Origin of the sequence: Bradyrhizobium sp. PUT101, assembly GCF_052043945.1 — a bacterium.
Taxonomy (GTDB): Bacteria; Pseudomonadota; Alphaproteobacteria; order Rhizobiales; family Xanthobacteraceae; genus Bradyrhizobium.
The window spans coordinates 6,588,681-6,613,996 of record NZ_CP197207.1; the positions used below are offsets into that span (position 1 = coordinate 6,588,681).

Here is a 25,316-nt window from a genome sequence, read left to right on the forward strand (position 1 = left end):
CCCGAACTTCTCTTTCCCACTCACATGGACGCGCGCCCTGGGCGCGCGGTTATCTGGCGATGAACACGCAAGGTCTTCTCACCGCACTCGCGCTCTCCAGCAGCCTGGCCCTGGGCGCGTCCTGGTTCATGAACGACGGACGCTGGTCCGTCCATGCCGAGGTCGCCTCGGCCACAGCAGGCGGCGCCCGAACTGCGCTCTACTACCGCGATCCGAGCGGTGCACCGCTTTGGTCGGCCGGGCCAAGGAAGGACGAGCGGGGGCGGGACTATCTGCCGGTCTACGACGACGATCAGGCCGCCCCGGCGGAGCCGAAGCCGCAGCAGCAGGCGGGGTCGCGCAAGATCCTCTACTACCGCAATCCCATGGGGCTGCCCGACACCTCGCCGGTGCCGAAGAAGGACCCGATGGGGATGAACTATGTCCCCGTTTACGAAGGCGACGATGTCGACGATGGAACGGTGAAGCTGTCACCCGGCAAGATCCAGCGCAGCGGCGTGAAGTCCGAGCCGGTGGCGCGGCGGTCGATCCGGGTTCTGGTGAAGGCGCCCGGCACGATCCAGCTGGACGAGCGCCGCGTGTCGGTGATCGCGATGCGCGCCGAAAGCTTCGTGCAGAAGGTCGCGGACGTCACCACCGGCACCCGCGTGAAGGCGGGCCAGCCCTTGATGGAAATCTACAGTTCTGCGGTCGCCTCTGCCGCCGCCGAATATCTCTCGACGATCAATTCCAAAACAATTGGCGGGATCGAGGTCTACGGCCGCGGCTCGCGGCAACGGCTGGTCAATCTCGACGTTCCCGATCAGGTCATCGTCGGGATGGAGAGAACGCGCGTCGCGCCCGTCACCATCCACTGGTCGGCGCCGCGCGACGGGGTCATTCTCGAGCGCAACGCGATCGAAGGCATGCGTGCCAATCCAGGCGACGTGTTGTTCCGCATCGCGGACATCTCGCTGGTCTGGGCGCTTGTCGACGTCGCCGAGCGCGATCTCGGCAATATCGCGGTCGGGCAGTCCGTTGCGGTGCGCGCGCGAAGCTTTCCCGGCCGGGCGTTCACCGGAAAGATCGCCGTGATCTATCCGCAGGTGAACCGCGAGACCCGGACGGTTCGCGTCCGGATCGAGCTCGCCAATCCCGACGCGGTGCTGCTGCCGGACATGTATGTCGATGCCGACATCGACACGGCAGATGGCGCGCCCGTCCTGGCGATCCAGGATAGCTCGGTGCTCGACACCGGCACGCGCCAGGCCGTTCTCGTCGACAAGGGGGACGGGCGTTTCGAGCCGCGGGAAGTGAAGCTTGGCCGGCGCGGCGGCGGCTACATCGAGGTGCGGGACGGTCTTGCGGACGGCGAGGCGGTGGTCACTTCGGCCAACTTCCTGATCGATGCGGAGAGCAATCTGAAGGCCGCGCTCAAAGGCTTTGCCGAGGCTGCTCCTCAAGCCTCCGACGCGGGCCATGCGATGGGAGAGCACAAATGATCGCCCGCATCATCGCCTGGTCGGCGCGCAACCTGCTGCTGGTGCTGTTCGGCACCGGCTTTGCGGCCGCCGCCGGCTTCTACGCGCTGCTTCACCTGCCCCTGGATGCGATCCCCGACCTCTCGGACACGCAGGTCATCGTCTACACCGAATATCCCGGACAGGCGCCGCAGGTGATCGAGGACCAGGTCACCTATCCCCTGACGACGGCGATGCTGACCGTGCCGAAATCGAAGGTGGTGCGCGGCTTCTCCTTCTTCGGCGTGTCGTTCGTCTACGTGATCTTCGAGGACGGCACCGATATCTACTGGGCACGCTCGCGCGTCATGGAGTTCCTGAACGGCGCGTCGTCCAGGCTTCCCGCCGGCGTCACCCCGACCATCGGGCCCGACGCGACCGGCGTCGGCTGGGTCTACCAATACGCCGTGATGTCGAGGGAGTTGAACCTCGCCGACACGCGTACGATCCAGGACTGGAATCTGAAGTTCGCGCTGGCCAAGGCCGAAGGCGTCGCCGAGGTCGCCAGCATCGGCGGCTTCGTCAAGCAATACAACGTGGTGCTCGATCCGCAGCGGATGCGCGATCGCGGCATCAGCATGCAGAAGATCCGGGAGGCGATCCGCGCCAGCAACGCCGATGTCGGCGGGCGCACGGTCGAGCTGTCGGAGTTCGAATACGTCATTCGCGGCAAGGGCTACGTCAAGAGCATCAACGATCTCGGCAACATCGTCCTGAAGACGAGCAATGGCACGCCGGTGCTGCTTCGGGACGTCGCCAATGTCGAGCTCGGACCGGACGAGCGGCGCGGCATCGCCGAGCTGAACGGCGAGGGCGAGGTCGCAAGCGGCATCGTGCTGCAGCGCTTCGGCGTCAACGCCCTCGACGTGATCGAGAATGTCAAGAAGCGCTTCGAGGAGATCGCGAGCAGCCTGCCGAAGTCGATCGAGATCGTCCCGGTCTACGATCGCTCCAACCTGATCTACGCGGCCATCGATACGCTCAAGCACACGCTGGTCGAGGAGAGCATCGTCGTCGCGCTCGTCTGCGTTGTGTTCCTGCTTCATGTCCGCAGCGCGCTGGTCGCGATCCTGATGCTGCCGGTCGGCGTGCTGATGGCGTTCGGCGCCATGAAGCTGCTGGGCCTGGGATCGAACATCATGAGCCTGGGGGGCATCGCGATCGCGATCGGCGCCATGGTGGATGCCGCGATCGTCATGATCGAGAACGCCCACAAGCACCTCGAGCGCGCCGAGCCCGGTCAGTCGCGCGTCCAGATCCTGATGGACGCGGCGTCCGAGGTCGGTCCTGCGCTGTTCTTCAGCCTGCTGATCATCACCGTGTCGTTCATGCCGATCTTCACGCTGGAATCGCAGGAGGGGCGGCTGTTCAGCCCGCTGGCGTTCACGAAGACCTTCGCGATGGCTGCTGCGGCCCTGCTGTCCGTCACCCTGGTGCCGGCGCTGATGGTGATCTTCGTCCGCGGCAGGATCGTGCCGGAGCACAGGAATTTCATCAACCGCTTCCTGATCTGGATCTACCGGCCGGTCATCAAGGGCGTGCTGCGTGCCAAGACGCTAGTGATCCTGGCCTCGCTCGTCGTGCTCGCCGTCACGATCTGGCCGGCCCGGCAGCTCGGCACCGAGTTCATGCCGACGCTGAACGAGGGCACGCTGCTCTACATGCCGACGACGCTACCCGGCATCTCGGTCACCAAGGCGGCCGAACTGATGCAGACGCAGGACCGCATCATCAAGTCGTTCCCGGAGGTCGCGTCCGTCTACGGCAAGGCGGGACGGGCGGCGACCGCGACCGATCCGGCGCCGACCGAGATGTTCGAGACCATCGTCAACCTGAAGCCGAAGGAGCAATGGCGTCCCGGCGTCACGATCGACAGCCTGGTCGCGGAGATGGACAAGGCGCTGCAGTTTCCGGGCGTCTCCAACGCCTGGACCATGCCGATCAAGGCCCGTATCGACATGCTGTCCACCGGCATCCGCACGCCAGTCGGCGTCAAGGTGATGGGCACCGACCTCGTCGAGATCGACCGGCTGGCGAAGCAGGTCGAACGGGTGATCAAGGCCGTCCCGGGCACGTCCTCGGCTTACGCCGAGCGCGGCATCGGCGGGTACTATCTCGAGATCGTCCCGGACCGCGAGGCGCTTGCCCGCTATGGCATCCTGATCCAGGACGTTCAGGACACCATCGCGGCCGCTCTCGGCGGTCAGACGGTCACGACGACGGTTGAAGGCCGGCAGCGGTTCACGGTGAACATGCGCTATCCGCGCGATCTGCGCGACAACCCGAAGGCCATCGCCAGCGATATCCTGGTGCCGATGCCGGCGGGCGGCGCGGTGCCGCTCGGTGAGGTCGCGAAGGTCGAGCCGGCGCGGGGGCCGACCTCGATCCGGACCGAGAACGGCCAGCTCGCGACCTACGTCTACGTCGACATCCGCGATCGCGACATCGGCAGCTACGTCGCCGACGCGCAACGCGCGGTGACGGACAGCATCCAGTTTCCGCCAGGATACTATGTCGTCTGGAGCGGTCAGTACGAATATTTGCAACGCGCCGCCGCCCGCCTGAAGATCGTGGTACCGGTGACGCTCACGATCATCTTCCTGCTGCTGTACCTGAACTTCAGGGCCATGGCCGAGACGCTCATCGTCATGCTGTCGCTGCCCTTCGCGCTGGTCGGCGGCATCTGGATGATGTGGTGGCTCGGCTTCAACCTGTCGGTCGCCGTCGCGGTCGGCTTCATCGCGCTCGCCGGTGTCGCCGCCGAGACCGGCGTGGTGATGCTGATCTACCTCGAGCACGCGCTGGCCGGGCTGAAGGCGAAGCGCAGCGCCGAGGGCAGGGTCTTCACCCGGCGGGATCTCCACGAGGCCATCATGGAGGGCGCCGTCGAGCGCGTCCGTCCCAAGATGATGACGGTGGTCGCCATCATGGCGGGCCTGCTGCCGATCATGTGGAGCACAGGCACAGGCTCGGAGATCATGCAGCGCATCGCGGTGCCGATGATCGGCGGGATGACGTCGTCGACGCTGCTGACGTTGATCGTGATCCCGGCGCTCTTCGGGCTGGTCAAGGGCTTCCACCTGCCTCCTGAGGCCGAGGACAAGGGACAACCGACCGAAATGTCAAAGCCGATCGGTGCGAGATTGCGGGTGCTGGAGTCTGCCGAATGAGGTGAGCCATGATAACGACATCGTGGCGGGAACGTTGGGACGATGGAATTGATCACCGCATTGATCGTCATCGTTCTAGTATTGGGGGCGGCGATGCCAGGAGATGCGCGCATGGGCTTCTACAACGACGTCATTCTTCCGCGGCTTTGCGACCTTGCGATGCGCAACAAGGAACTTGCGCCCTACCGGCAACGCGCGACCCGTGCGGCTCAGGGCCGGGTCCTCGAGATCGGCGTCGGCTCCGGCCGCAACCTGCCGTTCTACGGGCCTACGGTGACGCAGCTTGTGGGGCTCGAACCCGCTCCAAAGCTTCTCGAGATGGCGCGGCACGCGCCACATCCGGAAACTCCAGTCGATCTCGTTGAAGCTTCGGCCGAGGCGATTCCGATCGAGGACCGCAGCATCGACACGGTCCTGACGACGTGGACCATGTGCAGCATTCCGGACGTCGATCGCGCGATGACAGAGGCGCGGCGCGTGCTGAAACCGGGAGGGAAGCTGGTCTTCGTCGAGCATGGCCGCGCGCCCGAACCGGGCGTGCGCTGGTGGCAAGATCGCCTGACCCCCGCGTGGACGCGCATCTCGGGCGGTTGTCATCTCAATCGGGACATTGCCGACGTCTTGACCCGGAACGGCTTTCGCATCGACGAGATGCGCACCGGATATATGAACGGGCTGAAGCCCATGACGTTTATGTACGAGGGCCAGGCGAGCCCTCGTTGATGCCTGCGACGCTCCGACCTTGAGATCCAACGATGAAGCGAAAGGAAGCCGAAGATGAAGGAACGCGCACATGTGATGACCCGTCGGTCGCTTGTAGGGCTGATGGCGGCGGCAGTTCTTGCCGGGCCTGCGGTGGCGGCGCAGGCCGAAGAAACCACCGTCACGGTGCATAAGGATCCGAGCTGCGGCTGCTGCGCCGGCTGGGTGAAACATCTCCGGGACGCGGGATTTACCGTCCAGGTGGAGGAGACTGCCGATCTCGACGCGGTTCGGAGTCGTCTCGGCATTCCCTCGGACCTGGTCGCGTGTCACACGGCAGAGGTCGCGGGTTATCTCGTCGAGGGGCACGTGCCGGCCGCAGCCGTGCGGCGCCTCCTCTCGGAGCGTCCCATTGCGAAGGGGCTCGCCGTGCCGGGCATGCCGGTCGGATCGCCCGGGATGGAAGGCGGCACGCCGCAGCCTTACACGGTCGTGCTGTTCGGTGCCGGTGGTCAAAGGGCATTCATGCGCTTCATCGGCTCGCAGGCGATCGGTTGAGGTCCCTTGACGAACGAGCGCTCCCGGCCTCCGGCGTCATGGAAACCGAGATCGCAGCCCGCCGAAGGTCCCGCGTAGATCACCGGCCGGGCTTCGATACCGACGGCCGTGGGGGCTTCGAAGACGATGCGGCCGTTTACGCCATCGCCGAGTCATGATTGGTTGATGTCCTGCAACAGGGGTGGAAAGTCATGAAGATCGTCGTTTTGATCATCGCCTTGCTCGCGCCGGCTGCCGCTTGGGCGCAGACACCGTATGCCGGTATGAAGTCCCGCCACATCAAGGCGCTCTCGGACCAGCAAATTGGCGATCTGCAGGCGGGACGCGGCATGGGGCTCGCACTCGCGGCCCGACTGGAATTGAACCCGGAGCAACGGAGCAAGGTCGAGGAGATGTTCTCCGAGATGAAGGCCGAGACCACTCCCATCGGCGGCAGATTGATCGAGAAGGAGGCGGATCTGGATCGGCAGTTCGCCAGCCGTACGATCACGGTCGAGAGTCTGGAATCTGCCACCGCGGCGATCGCCAGGACGCAGGGCGAACTGCGGCAGGCCCATCTCAAATATCACCTGCGCGCCGCGGCGGTTCTCGACCAGGCACAATTGGCAAGATACGCCGAGCTGCGCGGGTACACGTCCGACGGTGCTACGCAGCGCCACCGCCACCATCAATGAGCCGGCGCACGAGCCGAGCGTCGCCAATCCCCGGATGACGCCAAGAGAGCCGGTGTCATCTGCCGCCGCTACGGCTGTGGAGGATAGCGGTCGAACGCCGGCAGCTCGTGCGCATGCTCCATCCAGCGAAGACGCTCAGCGACCTGGATCTGCATCGTCGCCGGCACGGCCTCGGGATCGTCGTAAGTCGCGCTCTGGATGTCGATGATTCCGGGCAACATGCTGGCATTGAAATAGAACAGACCGGTGCCGCAGTCGCCGCAGAAGTGCCTCCGGCCATGTTCCGAGGAGTGGTACACCTTCGGCTCGCCCTTGGTCACCTTGACGGCATCGTCCGCGTACATCGTCCAGCCGACGACCGGCGCGCCGGCGTGAAGTCTGCAATCTCGGCAGTGGCACAGCGCATGCACGATCGCGTCGCCCTCGACCTCATAACGGATTGCGCCGCAGTGACAGCCGCCGGTGATAGTGCTCATGCGTTCCTCCGATCGAGTTTTTTGAATCGATAGCCATCGCGCCGGGCGGCTTCAACAGCGCAAGCGACTTGAAGTTGCGTCCTACTGTCGCGTGACAGCTGCTGCCATCGTGCGTTGGGCGAGATCGGTTCCGGAGAATGGGCACGGCCGGTTCCGCGCGAGAGCGCCGACGCCGCGCTTCCGAGGATCGTCAGCCGTCACGACCAGGTCGAGGACGAGGACCGCGCTAGCGCTGCCTGGCCGCCACGTTGAACCACAGCGTCGCATTGTAGAGGTCGGCTGTCGCCTGATCCGGCGTGATGGACGGCGCCGCACGATGATCGATCACCAGCAGATGGGGACCCGGCTTGGCGATGGGAACGGTCGCCACGCCTTCGGCGTCCGTCCTGAATTTCGGAACGTCGTTCTCCGCAACGACCGTTTTGCCGTCGCCACGTTCGACCTCCGCCTCAGTGAGAGGCTTGCCGCGAAACAGCACCTTGACCTTGAGCGTCTCGCCTGGCCTCGCCTTGGCTGGATCGGTGAGCGGCACGAGCTCGAGGTCGTGTCCGAGCACCTCCTGCCACGGTGAGTCAGCCCCTGTGATCGCCTTTGCGAACTTTCCGGACCAGAAGCTTTCGGTGGCGTCAGGCACCAGCCGCCGGGTGGCGTTGCGATAGAGGCCGTCTGTCGTCTTGACCCAGAATCCGTTGTCGTAACGCGCCGCGAGCAGCGTATGCCCGGCATCGTCGAACGGTTTTGTTCGTGCGATCTGGATGCCGTTGTCCGATGCGCCCGCAAGTCCGTCGAGCAGCGAGCTGCGGCCTTTCGGCGTCACCATGAAGAGGTCGACGACCTTGTCCGCGAAAGCCGGCGGCCGGTCGTCCGGATGACCGTAGTTGACGATGGCGCGGCGTGCGGTGACCGGCCCTGAGAACGTGAGCCAGACATCATGCGCGGAAGCGGAGGCTATCGGACCGAGAACGAGTCCGGTCGCGAGCAGCGTGTGGGCGAGACGAGGGAAGATACGGTTCATTTGGTCACCAGCTTTGGAGTTATCGCGGCCATCACGGTCGGAAAACGATACGAAACGCCCGCGAGCACGGCGATTGTCGGCTGCGCGCTGACGAAAATGTCGGACGTTTTTGCGCCGACGGGATCGCCGAAATTGATGGCGATTTCGCTGAGGCGATCACCGGGATACCAGGTCGCCTGCGTGAACGCGGTCCACCCCTCGGGCCAGGAATAGGCGAGCTTGCCGGTCACGCGGGAGTAGGGCGAGGTCGTGATGAGGCCGTCCTGCGTCAGGTTCTTCCTGCCGACGAAGGTCACATAGGCCGAACCGGACAGGACTTGCGCATTAACCGTCGCGACGTTGAAGTCAACGCCGACATTGGCGACGTAGCTCGGCACGTTCGGGACGAAGTAGGAGGGCGCCGCGTCGATGAGGTAAGCCGAGACGCCGCCATAGTTGGCGAATAGCGAGACGTTGTCGACGGGATCCTTGATCGCGAACCAGCGGGCATCGACGTCGTATCCGTTGCGCTGGGCTTTACCCAGGAACGTCACGGGCAGACCGGGCGCCGCCTGAAACGCTTCGTTGGCCGAGTCCGTCGTCCAATAGCTCGCGAGCAGTCTGAAGCGATCGAACGTCAACTGGACGCCGCCCTCGCGGCTGACGATCTTGAATGGCTGAATGCCGGGATTGCCGATCAGCTCCGCGGGCACGTCGATGCTGCGGAAACCCTCGCCGTAATTGGCGAACAGCTCCAGCCATTTGAATGGCGTGATGGCGACGCCGGCCTTTGGGCTTGCGATGCCGTTCGAAATGTTCGGCGTGCCGCCGGGCGTGATGCGGTCGTTGATGTCGTAGTAGAACTGGTCGTAACGCCCGCCGGCCGTGAACTTGAGCCATGGCAGCGGCTTGACCTGGACCTGACCGAAGCCGGCGATGTTCGTCTCGGTCAATCCGACATTGACTGCGGCCGGGCCGGAGACCGCGCGTGCGATGGTCGGCGCCTGGAACGCCTCGATGAAATCGGTGCGCCAGTTGCTCCCGAGCAGGACCTGCACGGGGATGTCGTCGCCGATGGCCCCGCTCCAGACCTTGCTGACGCGGCCGCCAACCATCGTGCGGTCCTCGTGCTGCACGCGCTGGCCGCCGCCGAAATCCGCGAACCGGTTCGAGAACTGGTGGCTGACGAACAGGGTGCCTTTCAGCTCCTGGTCCTGTGCGCCGGAGCTGTAATTGGTGACGAGGTTTTCGAGCTGCTTGTTGCCGCCGTCGGTCGGATTGGTCGCCGTGCGTTCGGAGACCGTTCCGGCGGCAATGGCGTCGCGACTGGCATAGCCGGGCGAGCCGTATTCGGTGCCGTAGGCCTGTGCACGGAACGACACGGTGGCGCCGTCCGGAAGCGTCGTCGTGACCTTGTTGAACGAGTTGTAGCGATTGATGAAGCTGTTATCGCGATAGCCGTCGGTGTGATACCCTTCGAACGCCAGATAGGGCAGCCACGCGCCCTGGGTCGTGCTGTAGGTCGCAACGCCCCGCGCCGTGCCTTGCGTGCCTCCGGAGACGCCGACGCCGGCAAAGGGTTCGGCCTGCTTGGTCGTGATGCTGACCGAGCCGCCCATATTGGAGTCGCCGTACTCGACGGAAAACGGCCCGCGCACGATCTCGATGCTCTTGACGGTTTCCGGAAACAGCACGTTGAGGTCGGCATAGTTCGGCGTGTGCAGCGAGGAGACCTCGTTGAGCGGAACGCCGTCGATATAATAGGCGATGTCGCGGCCGTGCTCGGATTCGGTATAGCCTCGCAGCGAAAGCCCGTAGCCGATCCCGCCCTGGCCATAGTTGGACACATTGAAGCCGGGGAGCGAGCGGAACAGGTCGCCATAGGTTGCAACCGCCAGCCGGCTGATTGCCGGTGCGTCCATCACCGTCACCGCCGCCGGCAGCGCGGTCACCGCGCTCGATACGTCGGCCCGTCCCGGCGTCGCGCCAGCGGAGAGGCCCGCGCTCGATTGCTGCTGCGATGAAGGCTGCGACTGCTGCGCCCGGCGCGCGGCGCTTGTCCTTGCCGGAGGCTCTGCACGCCGTCTGCGTCTCGGGGCCGCCTCGGGCGCCGCGACCGTAACCGGCGGCAAGGACCCGGCCACAGATCCCGCCGGTGCCGTCTGGGCGTGAACTGAGTCTGAGGCCGAAGCGCCTGATAACGCGATGCCGGCCAGAACCAGGCGCCAGGAAATTCTACGCAACTTAGCCCCCCGCTATCACATCGACGCCGTGCGACGGTCTCCGGCAGGCGATGTGATGTTTCGTGTAGGTGGTCATACATTAGTATGACGACTTGAGTCGATCATCATACTTGCATGAGCAAGTTGCGGGCCAATCACAGCGGGCTTGGACGCGTGCGGTGGGAAAGCTGACGGGATTCAGGGTGTTGCGTGTTTGGACGTCGGGTGTTCGCAGCCGCATCGGCACCTCGCGATAGCGGTGCCTGTGGAAAGACGCTGTCCACCCCTGGAAACCACCGGTGACACCGTGACCGGTTCATGGCCGACCACATGGCGTTTGTCCCCAGGGCTTTCTGCAGAAGTCCGCGTTGCTCCAGATTCCCGATCAGTCGGCGCAGTCGGCAGCGGCAGTGACAGCGCATGGGCGGTTTCCGCGACTGGACGGTGGCTTCGCGCAACGGACGTTCGGGAGCCCCGGTCCGCCACGCGGCGATTGCGAATATATCGTCGCGTGGCATCTGGTCCGGTCAGAAGCTGACGCTGAGCCGCGCGTTGAACGAGCGGCCGGGTCCCTTCACGTTGTAGCCGTAAGCGGCCGAAGACCCCATCATCGAGACGACCTTGTAGTCGACCAGATCGGCGCCCCCCAATGGCAGGTAGTAGTTCTGGTTGAACAGATTATCGATGCCGAGGTCCAGCCGGACGTGCTGCCACTGGTAACCCGTACGCAAATTGAGCAGCGCATACGCCGGTGTCGTGAGCTCGTTGTGAACCTGGCTGACCTGATCCTTCGAGCCGACGAGTTGCAGTTCGATGCTGTTGGTCCAGCCGCCAAGGAGATGGTCGAGCGCGAGTTTCGCGTTGATCGGCATCATGTGATAGAGGTCAACGCCATCGGTTCGTTGACCTCGAACATAGCCGATCAGGCCGCGCACCTGCCCCTGACCATGGATTGGATTGTCCCATACGGTCAGCCGCCCCTCGACATTGATGCCATAGAGCGTCGCGTCGTGATTGGCGAACTGCAGGTACACAAAGCCGGTGTTCGCCGTCAGGTTCGCGGGGTTGCTCGCGAGGCAGCTCGCAGTCGAGCAGCGATCGACATCGATGTAATCGTGCACATAGCTGGCATAGGGCGTGAGCTTCACGCCCCAGACCCGTTGCGCAGGATCGTGCCAGCCCGCAGTGAAGCTGACGGTGTGAGCTTTCTCCGGCCTGAGGTCCAGATTTCCGACATAGCCGTTGCCGTCGCCGAACCAGCCGATCATCTTCATCGCCATCGCATTGGTGGACCAGGCGTAGCGTTCGTAGAGATTGGGCGAGCGCGTCTTGCGGGCGAAGCCGAATTCGTACTGGCTCATGTCGTTCGGATCGTAGCGGAGGAGGGCGGAGCCGTCGACATGAACGTCGGTGCGGGCACGGTCGAGCGCGTTGAAGGCAGCCGCATCCGCGCCGTAGCTCATCGCATTGTAGCCCTGCACGTTGCCGGTGTTCATCCACACCACGTCGTTGCGCAGGCCGACGATCGAGGTCCACTGCCGGTCCCAATGGCGTTCCCATTCGACGAACGCGCCGACGCGGTCGCGCGTGCCGCCGTTGATGTTGATGAACGTGTTCGGGCTCATCATCATCGATCCCGCCACCGGATTCCACCAGTCGTCGAGCCGGTTCAGCGCCAATTCGTTGCCGACCCGCAGCAGGTCATGGCCGGAGAGCGCAACGGTCGCCTTCAGCGCATAGCCGATGTCGAGGCTCTTGGTGTCCATCGGCATGTCGCCGATCTTGTCGGGGGCGATGAATCCCATGGTGTGCCGGATCTGGTGCACGAAGGCGCTGGCTTCAAACTTGCCCCAGTCGAACACGCCTTCGTAACGGCCGTTTGCATACAGGCCGCGGTTATAGACCATGTCCATGTACTGGTTGACATAGCCCTGGTACGGAATGAATTGGCCGCCAATCTGGAAGGTAAAGAGATTGCCGAACGTCTGCTTCGAGATGCTGATGGCATGGTTCTGCGTCTCGTAGAGCGTTGACTTGACCGTCGTTCCGTCGCCGGCCTTGTAATTGCCCGAGCGGACCCAGCCACCCGTGTAGGTGACGCTCGTGTCGTGGTTGGCCAGGGTTGCAGTTGCATCGACGCCATAGGCGTTGCCGTTGCTGCGGAAGAAGCTCGAAAGCCGGGTGCTGGCCACCCAGCCGGCCTGTGCCGGCGTGAAAGCCGGCGGTGCAGTGGTGACGTCGATACGGCTGCCGATGTAGTCGCCGCCGACCGATACAGGTCCGACGCCGAGATAGGCCCGCATCTTCGCAATCATCGCCGGATTGACGAACGACAGGGGCGGATTCATCTCGTTCGGACAGGCGGGGCTGATCAGCATCGAGTTGACGGCGACTTGCAGCCGGTCGGCCCCAAATCCGTTGATGGCGGGCAGGCTCGAGACGCCGCCGGCACCCCATGCCGCACCGCCGGGCAGGTCAGTGACGAGAGAGGCGGAGTCGCTCGACGACAGGCCGCGATCGAAACCCGCCTTTGGCGGCAGGCTGGCGGATGCGGGCACTGAACTCGGACTCTGATCTGGCGCAGAGATGTCTCCGCTCCGTGCTGCCGCGGGCGGGGCGGCCGTGACGACGCCTCGCGGCTTTCGTTTGCGTTGTTGCGGAGAATTGACCGTCACGGGTGGCAGCCGCTCCGCCGATTGCGCGGAGGCCGTTGTGGCGAAAGGCGGAAGCAGCGAAGTCGCACAAAGCAGGGCAGGTGAGATGAGCGCCGTCGTCGCGGCCAGGATGGACCGGCGCAGGCTGGTTGATGTGTTGGACATGAGCGCTTCTATGTGAGGCCAGCGATCACGCTGGCGCATGACGGAAGCGGGGCGCGCGCTGGCGGCCCTGCCGATGATGTCGGAAATGAGCGATGGCCGAGCCCGCTCGAGCTCTGCGCGCACGCCCCGCCGCTGGAGGCAGGCATGCGATCAGAGCCGGGAGCGCGAATGTTCGCGCCGGCCTGGGGGCAACATCAGGTCAGTGCGGGTGGTCCACGCGACAAATGGTCGAAAGATCGCGCGTAGGCGACGATCCGCTGCCGAAACGAGTAGACCGCACTCGCCGTGAGCGGGATGCGATCGGTCAACGTGGGTTGAGGCGGCGGCAGAGCGCCGGACACGTGGTGTCCCACGCAGAGCGGGCAGTGTACGTTCGTCTTTTTGCCGTGCTTGTCCGCATCGGTCCGAGCGGCATCTCCGTTGTCGCTGCTGATGCAGAGCTCTTGAGCCGCCGCATCGGCGAGAGGGGAGATGCTGGCGACCAGCATGCTGGACAGGATGACATTCAAGACCAGGGCATAGGCTGCAACAAAAGCAGCGCCCCGGCCGATCCGTCGCTTGTGAGCGAACCCTGTCATTCACCTGCCCCCTGCGGCACAGGTATCACAGCGCAAGACCGAGTCAAACGCGCAGAGGCCGGATCGTGCCCAGCATCTCGTTGTGTGGCTCGGCTACCACGTCGAGTGGCGGTGATATCCTGCCGCTGTGTGGTCGCGGGAAAACGACGGGATGCGGGTCGGCTTTCGCACGCTTGCTGGATCGACGTACGAGATCGCAGTTTCGGCCGCTGGGTCCGCCGGCACTCGAGCATGAAAAAACCCGCGGCGGATTGCTCCGCGCGGGTGTGACGAACTTTCGATGATGCCAGTATGCCGGTGTTTTGCCCGACGAGTCAAAGGAGCGTACGCGTCGCCCGGTAGCTTCGGCGTCGCTGACCGAAGAGCATAATGATTTCAATGCTCCGGCTACTGTGCATGGGGTTGTTTTCGCAGTTTTCGTTTTGCGTTGCCGCTATGGCCGCGCTCACCGCCGGCGGCGCGGCGCCTCGGCCTTGGCCGGCGGCTCGGTCTGCGGCGCACAGGTCGCGGCCGCGAGCGAGCCTTGCGCCTGCGGCATCAGGCCGGGCTCGGGCGCGAGCGCCTTCATCAGGATCAGTCCGGTCGTGCTCGGGGAATCGATGATCAGCCGGTCGGCCGCGGTGACCTCTTCGTCCTCGGGCAGCTCGCTGTGCTGCGCTTCCGTCATCAGGTCGAGCTCGATCACCTTCTTGCCGGCCGAGCGGTCGTTGATGGCGTAATAGGCGATCTCGTTGCGGGTGTAGAACGTCACCGAGGTGTAGGCCTGGCTGACGGGCACCGTCAGCTTGATGGGTCCGCCCGACAGATCGTAGCGGCAGATCGCCAGCGCAAAGGCCGGATCCATGAACGGCATCGGCGAAGTGTTGGGGTCGGCGAGCGGAAGCTGGGTGACGGCGTTCACCTTCGTCATCGGCGTCAGCCGCGAATAGGCATCCTGCGTCGCGATCCGCGGCAGCGCCAGCACGCTGACGAGATGGACCACGAGGCCCAGCACCACGCCGGCAACGATCGTGAACATGAGCCGGATCATGAGCAGCCCGCCGTCGTGATGCTGGGCATCGGCGCATCGCGCTGGGTGCGCATTGCGACCCCGACCGGGGTGTCGTAGAGGCGCAGCATCAAGGCGTAGCGCTCGATGCCGCCGGTCGGCAGCCAGTTGCCGGCACGGGAGCGCGAGGCGATGCGGATCTCGAACGAGCCGTCGGACTGCCGGACGATCTCCTGGCTGGTGAAGCCGTAGCGCTGCAGCGAATTGGCGACGAGATGGCCCTTGCGATCGTACAGCGTCAGCGTCCAGAATCGCGCAGGCGGCGTCACGCCGGAGATGACGACATCGCAGCGGCCGTCGAGCGCCTTCTTCTTGTCGTCGGTGGTGGCGGTGAAAGCGACGCCGTCGCCGGTGCCGATCGGCAGCTCGCCGTTGCGCACGATGGTGGCGCGCGAATAGGGATCGACGTCGGCAGTGCCGGTGCGCGGCCGCGCGGTCCAGGCGCCGATGGTCAGCGCACCGATCTCGGTGCCGCGCGTCGTCGTCATCCAGGTCGCGCCGACGCCAACCACCGTCGCGAGAAGCAGCGCCGTCAATGTGATCAGGATCAGCCGCACGGGGTTTCGATCAGTTCTTGCGCGGGGCGGACGGGTTGACGTTCTCTTCCGCATAGTTCTGCGGGAAGGCGAGCGCGCTCGTCGCCGAGGACGGCTTGGCCGACTTGCTGTCGTCGGCCGCGGATTTATTCGCGGTCTTGGCCGCATCATCGAGCAGCCTCTCGACGCGCACCAGGACGTCGGCGCCGCGCTTGGTCAGCACCGGCGGCGGCCCCGGCTTGGTCTCCAGCACTTTCGGTGCCGCATTGGCCTGCGCGTTGCTTATGTGCTGCGGCGGCAGCTTCTGGCCCATGCCGACGCCGGGGATCTCCCGGACCTCGACGCCCTGATGCGCCGCGAGCATGATGTCGTGCCAGGTCTGCGCCGGCAGCGAGCCGCCGGTCATGCGGTTGGTCGGCGAATAGTCGTCGTTGCCGTACCAGACCGCGCAGGTGAAGTTGCCGGTGTAGCCGACGAACCAGGCGTCGCGATACGCATTGGTCGTGCCCGTCTTGCCCGCGGTCGGAATGCCGTCGAGCGCGGCGCGGCGTGCGGTGCCTTCGCTGACGACGTGGCTCATCATGCCGGCCATGTCGGCGGCAACGGAAGCGGGGATCGCCTGCCGCGGCTTCGGGCCGTCGCGGTCCCAGCGCCAGACGAGGTCGCCGGTGCCGGTGCGCACTTCGAGCACCGCATGCGGCGTCACTGCCTTGCCGCGGTTGGGGAAGGTCGCGTAGGCGACGGCATGCTCGAGCACGGTGACTTCGTCCGAACCGATCGGCAGCGACGGCGTATCGGGCAGCGGCGCCTTGAGACCGAAGCGGCGCGCGACCTCGACGATCTTGGCGCGGCCGATCTTGGCCGGGTTCGGCGCCTTCGGCTGATCCCGCCGGCCGATCTCGATCGACAGCTTCACCGGCACGACGTTGATCGAGCGCGTGATCGCCTGCGTCAGCGTCACCGAGCCGGAATAGGAATGGCCATAATTCTGCGGGCACCAATTGCCGATGCAGACGGGGCCGTCGACCACGATCGAGTTCGGCGTGTAACCGTTCAGTAGCGCCGTGGTGTAGACGTAGGGCTTGAACGAGGAGCCGGGCTGCCGATAGGCGTCGGTGGCGCGGTTGAACTGGCTGGCGCCATAGTCGCGGCCGCCGACCATGGCGCGGATGCCGCCGTCGAGATCGGCGACGACGGTCGCCGCCTGCGTCGCGTGATAGTCGCGGCCGAACTGGCGCAGCTGGTTCTCGACCGCGTCTTCGGCGGCCTTCTGCACGTTGGCGTCGATGGCGAGGCGCACGACGAAGACGCGCTCGGTATAGGACTTCGGGAACGTGTCGACCAGCTTGCGCATCTCGTCGAAAGCGTAGTCGAGATAATAGTTCGGCGAAGCTTCGTCGCGGCGGTCGACGGCGAAGGCCGGATTGCGGCGGGCGCCGAACACCTGACCCTCGGTCATGAAGCCGGCATCGACGAGGTTGTCGAGCACGACGTTGGCGCGGGCGCGCGCGGCGGGCAGGTTGATGTGGGGGGCGTATTTCGTCGGTGCCTTGAACAGGCCGGCGAGCATCGCAGCTTCCGCCAGCGTCACGTCGCGCGCCGACTTGTTGAAGTAGAAATGCGCGGCGCCGTCGACGCCGAACGTGCCGCCGCCCATATAGGCGCGGTCGAGATACAGCTTGAGGATCTCGTTCTTGGTCAGGCGCCATTCCAGCCAGATCGCGAGGAAGGCCTCGTTGACCTTGCGCTCGATGGTGCGCTCGTTGCTCAAAAACAGATTCTTGGCGAGCTGCTGGGTGATCGAGGAGCCGCCCTGGCGCACGCCGCCGGCCTGGGCGTTGGTGACGAGCGCGCGCGCGGTGCCGGCGATGTCGATGCCGAAATGTTCGTAGAAGCGGCGGTCCTCGGTCGCCAGCGTCGCCTTGATCAGGACATCCGGAAAATCCTCCAGCGGGATCGAGTCGTTGTGCTTGATGCCGCGGCTGCCGATCGGATTGCCGTAGCGGTCGAGGAAGGTCACCGCGAGATCGGATTTCTTCAGCCAGTCCTCGTCCGCGGTCTCGCGGAAGGCGGGGATGGCGAGGGTGAGCATCACGACCAGGCCGCCGAGCCCGAGCGTCGCGGCCTCCGACAGCGGCTCGATGAACACCCAGCGCTTCCAGCGCCCGACATAGAACCGGTCCATGAAGGTCGAGTAGCGCTCGTAGAGCTCGCGGATGCCCTTGGCCGAGGAGAACAGCGAGGAGTCGATGCGCGCATCGAGGTCGAGGAAGAAATTCCGGACCCTCTGCTTCCAATGCGGTGGTATGATCTGGCGCACCTAGAACCCTTGAGGCTTGCTTCGAAAGCGTTCAAGCACCCGGCCGGGGCGGCATCGAGACGTCTTGAGGGAATGTTGCGGCAAACCCAAGCAAGGCGCCCGGCCAGCATCCGAGGGACTTGCTGTTCCTTCTAGCCGAGCGGGGCCCATAAACCAATGGTCACGCTCGCGATTTTGAACAACAGGCCTAATTGACCCGGTTCATTACGGGCTTCAAAGAGGCCTCGCTTGCACCCTTGCGGCCGCGCCGCCTAGATGGCGTCGCCGTAGCTTTTTCGAATTTTTGTTGAGGCGCATGACCGCAGCTCCCAAACGACCTTCGGGCCAGGAAGAATTCTTTTGGAAAACCAAGACGTTGGAAGAGATGTCGGGGTCCGAATGGGAAAGCCTGTGCGACGGCTGCGGCCGCTGCTGCCTGAACAAGCTCGAAGACGAGGACACCGGCCGGATCTACTTCACCCATGTCGGCTGCAAGCTGCTCGACGGGGGGAGCTGCGCCTGCAAGGACTATCCGAATCGCTCCGACAAGGTTCCGGATTGCGTCCGCCTGACCCCGGCCAATGTCCGCACCCTGAACTGGCTGCCGCCGAGCTGCGGCTACAAGCTCGTCGCCGAGGGGCGCGACCTCTATTGGTGGCATCCGCTGGTTTCGGGCGACCCCAACACCGTCCATGAAGCCGGCGTTTCCGTCCGCGGCCGCGTAGAGGGTAGCGAGGAAGAGATCCCGGATGAGGATCTCGAGAACCACATCGTGCAATGGCCCGCCGTGCTGCCGAAACGGGCCCGTTTGAAGCGGCGCCCCAGGGACTGATCCTCCGCCCTTTGAGATCACGTGTTCGGGATGACCCCGGGGCGGGATGCACCCATGCGCCATGGTGCCTGCCTGGGAAGAACTTTGCTGTCTACATTGGATTGCATAGAACGAATCCTTCGCGGCGTTGCGCCGCCACATGACATCCGATCGAGATGAACAAGTTCGAACGGCAGAGCGCTGCCGACGTCAAGACATTGCCTGACGACATTGCCGACGAGCTGTCCCGCCTCCCCGGCGAGGTGTTGAGCGTCGATGACGCTCCGTCCATCGCACCGCCGGTGCCGCTGACCTCCGACGAGGTCCGCACCATCGTCATCAGCCTGATGCTGACGATGTTCCTGGCAGCGCTCGACCAGACCATCGTGGCGACCGCGCTGCCGACCATCGGGCGACAGTTCCAGGACGTCTCCAATCTCTCCTGGGTGATCACAGCCTATCTGCTCGCCTCGACTGCGGTCGCGCCGGTGTTCGGCACGCTCAGCGACATCTATGGTCGTCGCGTCATGATCATCATCTCGCTCAGCCTGTTCGTTGCGGGCTCGGTGCTGTGCGCGATCGCCCCGAACATGCCGATGCTGATCCTGGCGCGCGGCCTTCAGGGCCTCGGTGGCGGCGGCATCATGCCCGTGGTGCAGACCGTGATCTCCGACGTGGTGAGCCCACGCGAGCGCGGGCAATACCAGGCCTATTTCTCCAGCGTCTGGATGGTCGGCGGCATTCTTGGCCCGGTCATCGGCGGCGTGTTCGCCGAGCATCTGCACTGGTCGATGATCTTCTGGATCAACCTGCCGCTCTCGGCCGCCGCGATCGCGCTTCTGCTGCCGAAGATGAAGAAGATCCCGGTGTTCCACCGCAAGCGCAAGGTCGACTGGCTCGGCGGCGTCTTGCTGATGGCCTCCGCCGTCGTCTTCATGCTGGTGCTGACCTGGGGCGGCACGCGCTATCCGTGGCTGTCGCCGACCGTGCTCGCGATGGTGGGTGGCGCGGTTGCACTCGTCGTCACCTTCGTCTGGCACGCGCGGCGGGCGGACGAGCCGTTCCTGCCGCTGCCGCTGCTCGGCGGAAGTGTCGTACCGTTCGGGCTGATGGCAGGAGGCTGTGCGCTTGGCGCGATCACGGGCCTCACGGTCCAGCTCCCGCTCTACTACGAGTCCGTCTATCACCTCAGCGCCAGCGAGGCTGGCCTTGCGCTGATTCCGCTGGCTGCCGTCTCGACCTGCGGCGCGGCCATTGCCGGGCGTACGATGGCGCGGGCCAAGCACTACAAGCGCGTCGCCATCATCGGCACGTCCTGGGCCGCGCTGTGCGGCCTTGGTCTCACGCTGACGACGCTGCCGCTATGGGGCCTGCTGACGCTGATGGCCGCGTTCGCGCTCGGCCTCGGCACCACCTTTCCGGTCTGCGTGGTCTCGGTGCAGAATTCTGTCGCGCGGCCCCAGGTCGGCACCATCACCGGCGCGTTGAACTTCTTCCGCTCGCTGATGTCCTCGTTCACGGTCGCGGCTTTCGCAGCCATCCTGCTGATCGCGCTCGGCACCGACATCCCGCTCGCTGGCGAGCATCATGCCGCCGTCGCCGTGGTGATACCTGCCGACGACATGCGGCACGCGTTCCGCTACGTGTTCGGCGCCGCCACCGCGCTGATGACCGCAGCCGCGCTGTGCCTGATCATGATGGAAGAGCGGCCGCTGGCCGGGCCCGCCGTCACCAAGCACGTCGAGATGGCGGAGTAGAGACGGCTCAGCCGCCGCTTCCATCCGGGAACCTGCTCTTCCGCGGCAGCAGGATCGTAAATTCGGTGAACACGCCAGGTTCCGTCGCGACGTCGATCGTGCCGCCGTGCTGCTTCACCACGATGTCGTGGCTCATCGACAGCCCGAGGCCGGTGCCTTCGCCGGCCGGCTTGGTGGTGAAGAACGGATTGAACATCTTCTCCTTCACCTCGTCCGGAATTCCGGTGCCGTTGTCGCGGATGCGGATCTCCACGCTGTCGCCGCGGTCGCGCGTCGCGGCAAGCACCACCGGGGCGTAGTCGGCGGTGCCGTCCGCCCTGCGTTTTGCGACCGCATGGAAGCCGTTCGAGATCAGGTTCAGCAGCACCCGGGTGATCTCCTGGGGAAACACTTCCGCTTGTCCGGCAGCGGGATCGAGCTCGCGCTCCAGCGTCACGTTGAACCCCGGCTTCTCGGCGCGCGCGCCGTGATAGGCGAGGTTGAGGCTTTCCTCGACCAGCGCGTTGATGTCGCTCAGCCCATGCTCGCCCCCGCCCTCGCGCGAATGCAGCAGCATGTTCTTGACGATGGAATCGGCGCGGCGGCCGTGCTGCACGATCTTTGCCAGATTGTCCTTCAGGAGGCCCGTCAGCTCCTCGACGTCCGCGCGCGCGTCCTCGGCGAGCGATATCGGCGCGAGCACATCGTTCAGCTCCTCGGTCAGCTCGGCAGACAGCGAGGCGAAATTGTTGACGAAGTTGAGCGGGTTCTTGATCTCGTGCGCGATGCCCGCGGTGAGCTGGCCGAGGGATGCGAGCTTCTCGGTCTGGATCAGCCGGTCCTGCGCGGCGCGCAAATCGTCCAGCGATCTGGCGAGCTCGCTTGTGCGGTCCTGCACCTCGTTGAACAGGCGCGTGTTCTCGACCGCGATCACGGCCTGGTCGGCGAAGGTCTTGAGCAGGTTGACCGCCTTCTCCGGAAATTGACCGGGCTCCCGCCGCGTGACGGCGATGGTGCCGATCGCAACGCCATCGCGCAGCATCGGCACCACGAGGATGCTGCGATAGCCTCGGGTCCGCGCCAGTTCCTTCATGGCCTCGGTGAGGCCGGGCTCGTTCTGCATGTCGCTACGGAATGCATACTCTCCACTCGTTGCCACCCGGCTGTGAATGCCTGACGCCGACAGCGGAGCCGGGAAGGAGCCGAGCAGATCGGCGTTGCCGGCCTCGACGTCGGTGGTGAAGGCCGCCAGATGCAGCATGCCGTCGATGACGCGGGTGACGGTGGAGGAGTGCCCGCCGATCAGCGCCTTGGCGCTGTCGGAGATGGCCTGGAACACCGGCGTGACGTCCGATGGTGAGGCCGCGATCACCTTGAGGATATCGGCGGTCGCGGTCTGACGTTCCAGCGCTTCCCCGATCGCGTTGAACAGGCTGACATTCTTGATCGCGATCACCGCCTGGTCGGCGAAGGTCTGAAGCAGCCGCACATGATGCTCGGCGAAGCTGCCTGTCGCACGGCGCGTGGCAATGATGATGCCGATGGCTTCGCCCTCGCTCATCAGCGGGGTGAACAGCATGCTGCGATAGCCCCGCGCACGCGCGATGTCGCGTGCGGCCGGCTCGAGCTCGGTGTCGGGCAGTTGCGCGGCGACACCATTGGCAACGAGCTGATAGGGTGGGAATTGTGCGAACGGCACGGGGAACGAGGCCTGGAGCACGCGGTCGCCAGCCGGATCGGTCGGCGTGAACGCCGCAAGGTGGGCGGCGCCATCGATGTAACGCAGCACCGCGGTGGAGAAGCCTCCGATCAGCCGGTTGGCGTTGACGGCGATCGCTTCGAATACCGGCTGCATGTCGGACGGCGAGGCCGCCATCACCTTCAGGATGTCCGCGGTGGCGGTCTGGCGTTCGAGTGTCTCTTTCGTCTCATTGAACAGTCGCGCATTCTCGATCGCGATCACCGCCTGGTCTGCAAAGGTCTGGAGCAACTGCACGAGGTCGGGCGCGAACGCGCCGGGCTCAGCGCGCGTGACGCTGATCATGCCGACCGGCGCGCCCCGGTTCATCAGCGGCATGAACAGCACGCTGCGAAAGCCGCGCAGCCGCGCCAACTCCCGGTTCAGCTCCGGAACGTCGGCGGCCTCGCTGTCCGGAAACTGGATCGTCTCGCCGTCGCGCACCAGGGCAAAGGTCGGGAAGTCCGCGATCTTGCGCGGGAACGCGGCCCTCAGCCCTTCGTCCGCCTCCGGGCTGGTCGGTGTAAACGCCACGAGGTGCAGCTCGTCGCCGATGAACTGGAGCACGGTGGCGGAGAAGCCGCCGAGCAGGCGCTTCGAGCTGGAGGCGATCGCCGCGAAGACTGGTCGCGCGTCGGAGGGCGAGGCCGCGATGGTGCGCAGGATCTCGGCGCTAGCGCTCTGGCGATCCCGTGCAATCGCAAGCTCGCCGCGCAGCCGCGCGTTCTCGGCTGCAAGTTCATCGGCGATATTCTTCGGAGGGTTCGTCATTCGCAATCCGGCTTGATGCCGCGACATGCGCGGCACCGGGCCGGATTATCACATCCCCTGCGGCCGGAGCCAGCGTCGACGACAGCGGCACCGAACCGAGATGAACTCGATTGAAGTGTCAAAGCCAGCAGCCGGGAACACCTCTCCCCGTCGGGATGCGGCCTAACCAGTTGGGCTCAATGCCACCATGCTCAAGGGCGCTCACGTGCCCGGCCGCGAGACCTCGGTCTCCTTGCTGGTGATGAACTCCAGCAGAACCGGGATGCCTTCCTGCGTCTTCTGGATGCCCCGCCTGATCGCGGGCACGATGTTCTCCGGCTTGGTCACCCGCTCGCCGTAGCCGCCGAAGGCGCGCGCCATCGCGGCGTAGTCGCCGGAAATGTCGGTCGAGCGATATTTTTCGGTCGAGACCGGCATCACCTTCAATTCGATCGCCATCGAGAAATTGTTGAGCAGGATCGACATGATCGGGATGCGCTCGCGCACCGCCGTCTCGAAATCCATGCCGGTGAAGCCGATGGCCGCATCGCCCCAGACGTTGATGCAGAGTTTGTCGGGCTTTGCGAGCTTGGCGCCCATCGCCAGCCCAAGGCCGTAGCCGAGCTGCGTCGTCTTGCCCCAGCCGAGATAGGTGAGGGGCTCGACCGCCTTCCAGAACGGAGAGAGCTGGTCGCGCGGACTGCCGGCATCGTGGGTGATGATGGTGTTCCTGATGTCGACGGTGTGCTGGAGGTCCCACAACACGCGATACGGGCTCAAGGGTGCGTCGTTGCTGGTCAGCTTCGGCATCCATTTCGCCAGCCATTCCTTGTGCGAGGCCGCGATCTCGGCTGCGACCGCCGAGGCGTCGCGATCCGTGGTGACGGTCTTGCCGATCTCCTCCAGCAGCGCGTCGAGCACGAGGGAGGCGTCGCCGACGAGGCCGATTTTCGCTTCCACGTCCTTGTTGAGATGATTGGGATCGAGCGTGGAGTGAATGATGGCTTTGCCCTTCGGCATCGCGATGCCGAAATTGGTCTCGGTAAAGGAGCAGCCGATGCCGAAGATGACGTCGGCCTCGCTCAGAAACTTCGGGACCGCGCGCGGCACCGCAAGGCCGCCGGAGCCGAGCGAGAGCGGATGCGTTTCCGGAAACGACGATTTGCCACCGAGGCTGGTGGTGACGGGGATCGCCAGCCGTTCGGCGAGCCGTTTCAGTTGCGGCCAGGCCTGCGCGTAGTGCACGCCCTGGCCGGCATAGATGACCGGCCGCTTCGCGTTGACGAGAAGGTTGGCCGCTTCCTTCGCATGCACGGGGTCGGCGCCGTAGCGGGTGCGCAGCACCGGCGTGTAGTCGAGCGGTTCCGGCACCTCCTCGTTCCACATGTCGGAGGGGATTTCGACGATCACCGGCCCGCCGCGGCCGTTCTTCAGTTTGGTGAAGGCGCGACGGAAGATGTTGGCGACTTCCGCGGCCAGAATGATCGGCTCGGACGATTTCGCGAACGGCTTCATCGCCTCGCTGGAATTGAAGTTCGGCTCGATATGGGCGAGCCGCCGCTGATAGCCCATCGGCAGCACCAGCACCGGCACGGACTCGCCGAAGCATTGCGCGACGCCGCCCATCGCGTTCTCCGCGCCGGGCCCATGCTGCATGCAGAACGCGCCGATGCTGCGCCCCGACGTCACCCGCGAGATCGCATCCGCCATGTGGATGCCGACACGCTCCTGTCGCACCATGACGGGGCGGATCTCGGCTTTCGCCGCGTGCTCGATCAGATGGTTGACCGGATAGCCGCAGAGGATCTCGATCCCCTCGCGCCTCATGATTTCCGCGATCGCGGTCCCGAGCTTCATGGCGTCTCTCTCCCTGGGGCATGGCCGGTTGGTCCCGGCCGATTGGAGAGAGAGGATCAGGAAATTGGAGAGGCGTAAAGCGCGGCTGATCGCACCCGCAGGTAGGTCAGCCATGCAGGACGCGTGCGGAGGAGGGGTTCTCCATCGCTGCTCTGCAATTCGCCGTGTCGGCTCGACGTTGATCAAGATGTCGCGCGACGGCAAGGCGCACTCATGCGCTGCTATCGAAATAGGCAGCTCACCGCATCCATTTGCCTCCGAGTTCACATCCGCAATCGTTGTCGTGCGAATTCGAAATTGTGCGCGGGTGCAGTCGGAATTCGGTTTGACAGCCTTCAAGCTTCGAAGGCACGCTATCGTTGATATTGCGGAGGACGGATCGACATGATCGAGCTCACCGTCAACGGCATCAAGCACAGGGTCGACGTCGTTCCCGAGATGCCTCTGCTCTGGGTGCTGCGTGACGAGTTCGGCATCACCAGTCCCAAATACGGCTGCGGGGTCGCACAGTGTGGCGCCTGCACGGTCCAGATCGATGGAATGGCGGTCCGATCCTGTCAGTCGCATATCGGCGAGGTCGCGGGCAAGTCGGTCGTGACGCTCGAAGGGTTGGCGAACAGAGATCAGCACGCGGTCCTTCAGGCCTGGATCGAACATCAGGTCCCGCAATGCGGCTACTGTCAGACCGGCCAGATCATGCAGGCCATCTCGCTTCTCGAACTGATCTCCCAGCCGACGGACGAGGAGATCAATCAGGTGATGTCCGGCAATCTCTGCCGCTGCGGCACCTATCCGCGCATCCGGGCGGCGATCCATGCGGCGGCCGCAAGGAAGATGGCGGAGAAGTGA

18 protein-coding genes are annotated in these 25,316 nt (G+C 64.9%); 8 read left to right on the forward strand and 10 right to left on the reverse strand.

Annotation, left to right across the window (positions count from 1 at the left end):
- The first annotated feature begins 59 nt into the window (after positions 1-59).
- From ACSHT2_RS31460 to ACSHT2_RS31480, 5 genes are all read left to right on the forward strand, one after another.
- A complete protein-coding gene (locus tag ACSHT2_RS31460) occupies positions 60-1,481 on the forward strand; it encodes an efflux RND transporter periplasmic adaptor subunit (RefSeq protein WP_440638775.1) in 1,422 nt (473 codons plus the stop codon).
- Positions 1,478-4,669, forward strand: coding sequence for an efflux RND transporter permease subunit (locus ACSHT2_RS31465; RefSeq protein ID WP_440638776.1), 3,192 nt, complete (start codon positions 1,478-1,480; stop codon positions 4,667-4,669). The genes ACSHT2_RS31460 and ACSHT2_RS31465 overlap by 4 nt, the downstream gene beginning before the upstream one ends.
- Positions 4,670-4,780: 111 nt before the next feature.
- A complete protein-coding gene (locus ACSHT2_RS31470) occupies positions 4,781-5,392 on the forward strand; it encodes a class I SAM-dependent methyltransferase (protein ID WP_440642971.1) in 612 nt (203 codons plus the stop codon).
- Positions 5,393-5,446: 54 nt separating this feature from the next.
- Complete coding sequence (locus ACSHT2_RS31475; protein ID WP_440638777.1) at positions 5,447-5,929, forward strand: DUF411 domain-containing protein; 483 nt, start codon at positions 5,447-5,449, stop codon at positions 5,927-5,929.
- Positions 5,930-6,120: 191 nt separating this feature from the next.
- A complete protein-coding gene (locus ACSHT2_RS31480; protein ID WP_440638778.1) occupies positions 6,121-6,603 on the forward strand; it encodes a hypothetical protein in 483 nt (160 codons plus the stop codon).
- Between the two features lie 68 nt (positions 6,604-6,671).
- Here ACSHT2_RS31480 and ACSHT2_RS31485 read toward each other — a convergent pair whose 3' ends face one another.
- The 8 genes from ACSHT2_RS31485 to ACSHT2_RS31520 form a co-directional block, all read right to left on the reverse strand.
- Positions 6,672-7,079 carry a GFA family protein gene (locus ACSHT2_RS31485; protein ID WP_440638779.1) on the reverse strand — a complete coding sequence of 136 codons (408 nt, stop codon included), beginning with the start codon at positions 7,077-7,079 and terminating at the stop codon, positions 6,672-6,674.
- Positions 7,080-7,305: 226 nt separating this feature from the next.
- On the reverse strand, positions 7,306-8,094 hold the full coding sequence (locus tag ACSHT2_RS31490; RefSeq protein WP_440638780.1) for a DUF4198 domain-containing protein: 789 nt from the start codon (positions 8,092-8,094) through the stop codon (positions 7,306-7,308).
- Entirely contained in the window at positions 8,091-10,025 is a 1,935-nt protein-coding gene (locus ACSHT2_RS31495) for a TonB-dependent receptor (protein ID WP_440638781.1), read from the reverse strand. Before ACSHT2_RS31495 ends, ACSHT2_RS31490 begins: the two co-directional genes overlap by 4 nt.
- Positions 10,026-10,822: 797 nt before the next feature.
- Positions 10,823-13,114, reverse strand: a complete 2,292-nt coding sequence (locus ACSHT2_RS31500; protein WP_440638782.1) for a TonB-dependent receptor — start codon at positions 13,112-13,114, stop codon at positions 10,823-10,825.
- A 194-nt stretch (positions 13,115-13,308) separates the two neighbouring features.
- Positions 13,309-13,692: a DUF2946 family protein gene (locus tag ACSHT2_RS31505; RefSeq protein ID WP_440638784.1), complete on the reverse strand. Its 384-nt coding sequence runs from the start codon at positions 13,690-13,692 to the stop codon at positions 13,309-13,311.
- A gap of 445 nt (positions 13,693-14,137) precedes the next feature.
- Positions 14,138-14,722, reverse strand: a complete 585-nt coding sequence (locus ACSHT2_RS31510) for a DUF1254 domain-containing protein (protein WP_440638785.1) — start codon at positions 14,720-14,722, stop codon at positions 14,138-14,140.
- Complete coding sequence (locus tag ACSHT2_RS31515; RefSeq protein WP_440638786.1) at positions 14,719-15,297, reverse strand: DUF1214 domain-containing protein; 579 nt, start codon at positions 15,295-15,297, stop codon at positions 14,719-14,721. The genes ACSHT2_RS31510 and ACSHT2_RS31515 overlap by 4 nt, the downstream gene beginning before the upstream one ends.
- 10 nt (positions 15,298-15,307) lie before the next feature.
- Positions 15,308-17,596: a transglycosylase domain-containing protein gene (locus ACSHT2_RS31520; RefSeq protein ID WP_440638788.1), complete on the reverse strand. Its 2,289-nt coding sequence runs from the start codon at positions 17,594-17,596 to the stop codon at positions 15,308-15,310.
- Positions 17,597-17,891: 295 nt separating this feature from the next.
- Between ACSHT2_RS31520 and ACSHT2_RS31525 the strand changes: the two genes are divergently transcribed.
- Entirely contained in the window at positions 17,892-18,407 is a 516-nt protein-coding gene (locus ACSHT2_RS31525) for a YcgN family cysteine cluster protein (protein WP_440638789.1), read from the forward strand.
- A gap of 155 nt (positions 18,408-18,562) precedes the next feature.
- Complete coding sequence (locus tag ACSHT2_RS31530; protein ID WP_440638791.1) at positions 18,563-20,143, forward strand: MDR family MFS transporter; 1,581 nt, start codon at positions 18,563-18,565, stop codon at positions 20,141-20,143.
- A gap of 7 nt (positions 20,144-20,150) precedes the next feature.
- Here the strand turns inward: ACSHT2_RS31530 and ACSHT2_RS31535 are convergent, their stop codons facing one another.
- Positions 20,151-22,631, reverse strand: a complete 2,481-nt coding sequence (locus tag ACSHT2_RS31535) for a GAF domain-containing protein (RefSeq protein WP_440638793.1) — start codon at positions 22,629-22,631, stop codon at positions 20,151-20,153.
- Between the two features lie 201 nt (positions 22,632-22,832).
- Entirely contained in the window at positions 22,833-24,581 is a 1,749-nt protein-coding gene (locus ACSHT2_RS31540; protein ID WP_440638795.1) for a thiamine pyrophosphate-requiring protein, read from the reverse strand.
- 270 nt (positions 24,582-24,851) lie between these two features.
- Between ACSHT2_RS31540 and ACSHT2_RS31545 the strand changes: the two genes are divergently transcribed.
- Positions 24,852-25,316: a (2Fe-2S)-binding protein gene (locus ACSHT2_RS31545; protein WP_440638797.1), complete on the forward strand. Its 465-nt coding sequence runs from the start codon at positions 24,852-24,854 to the stop codon at positions 25,314-25,316.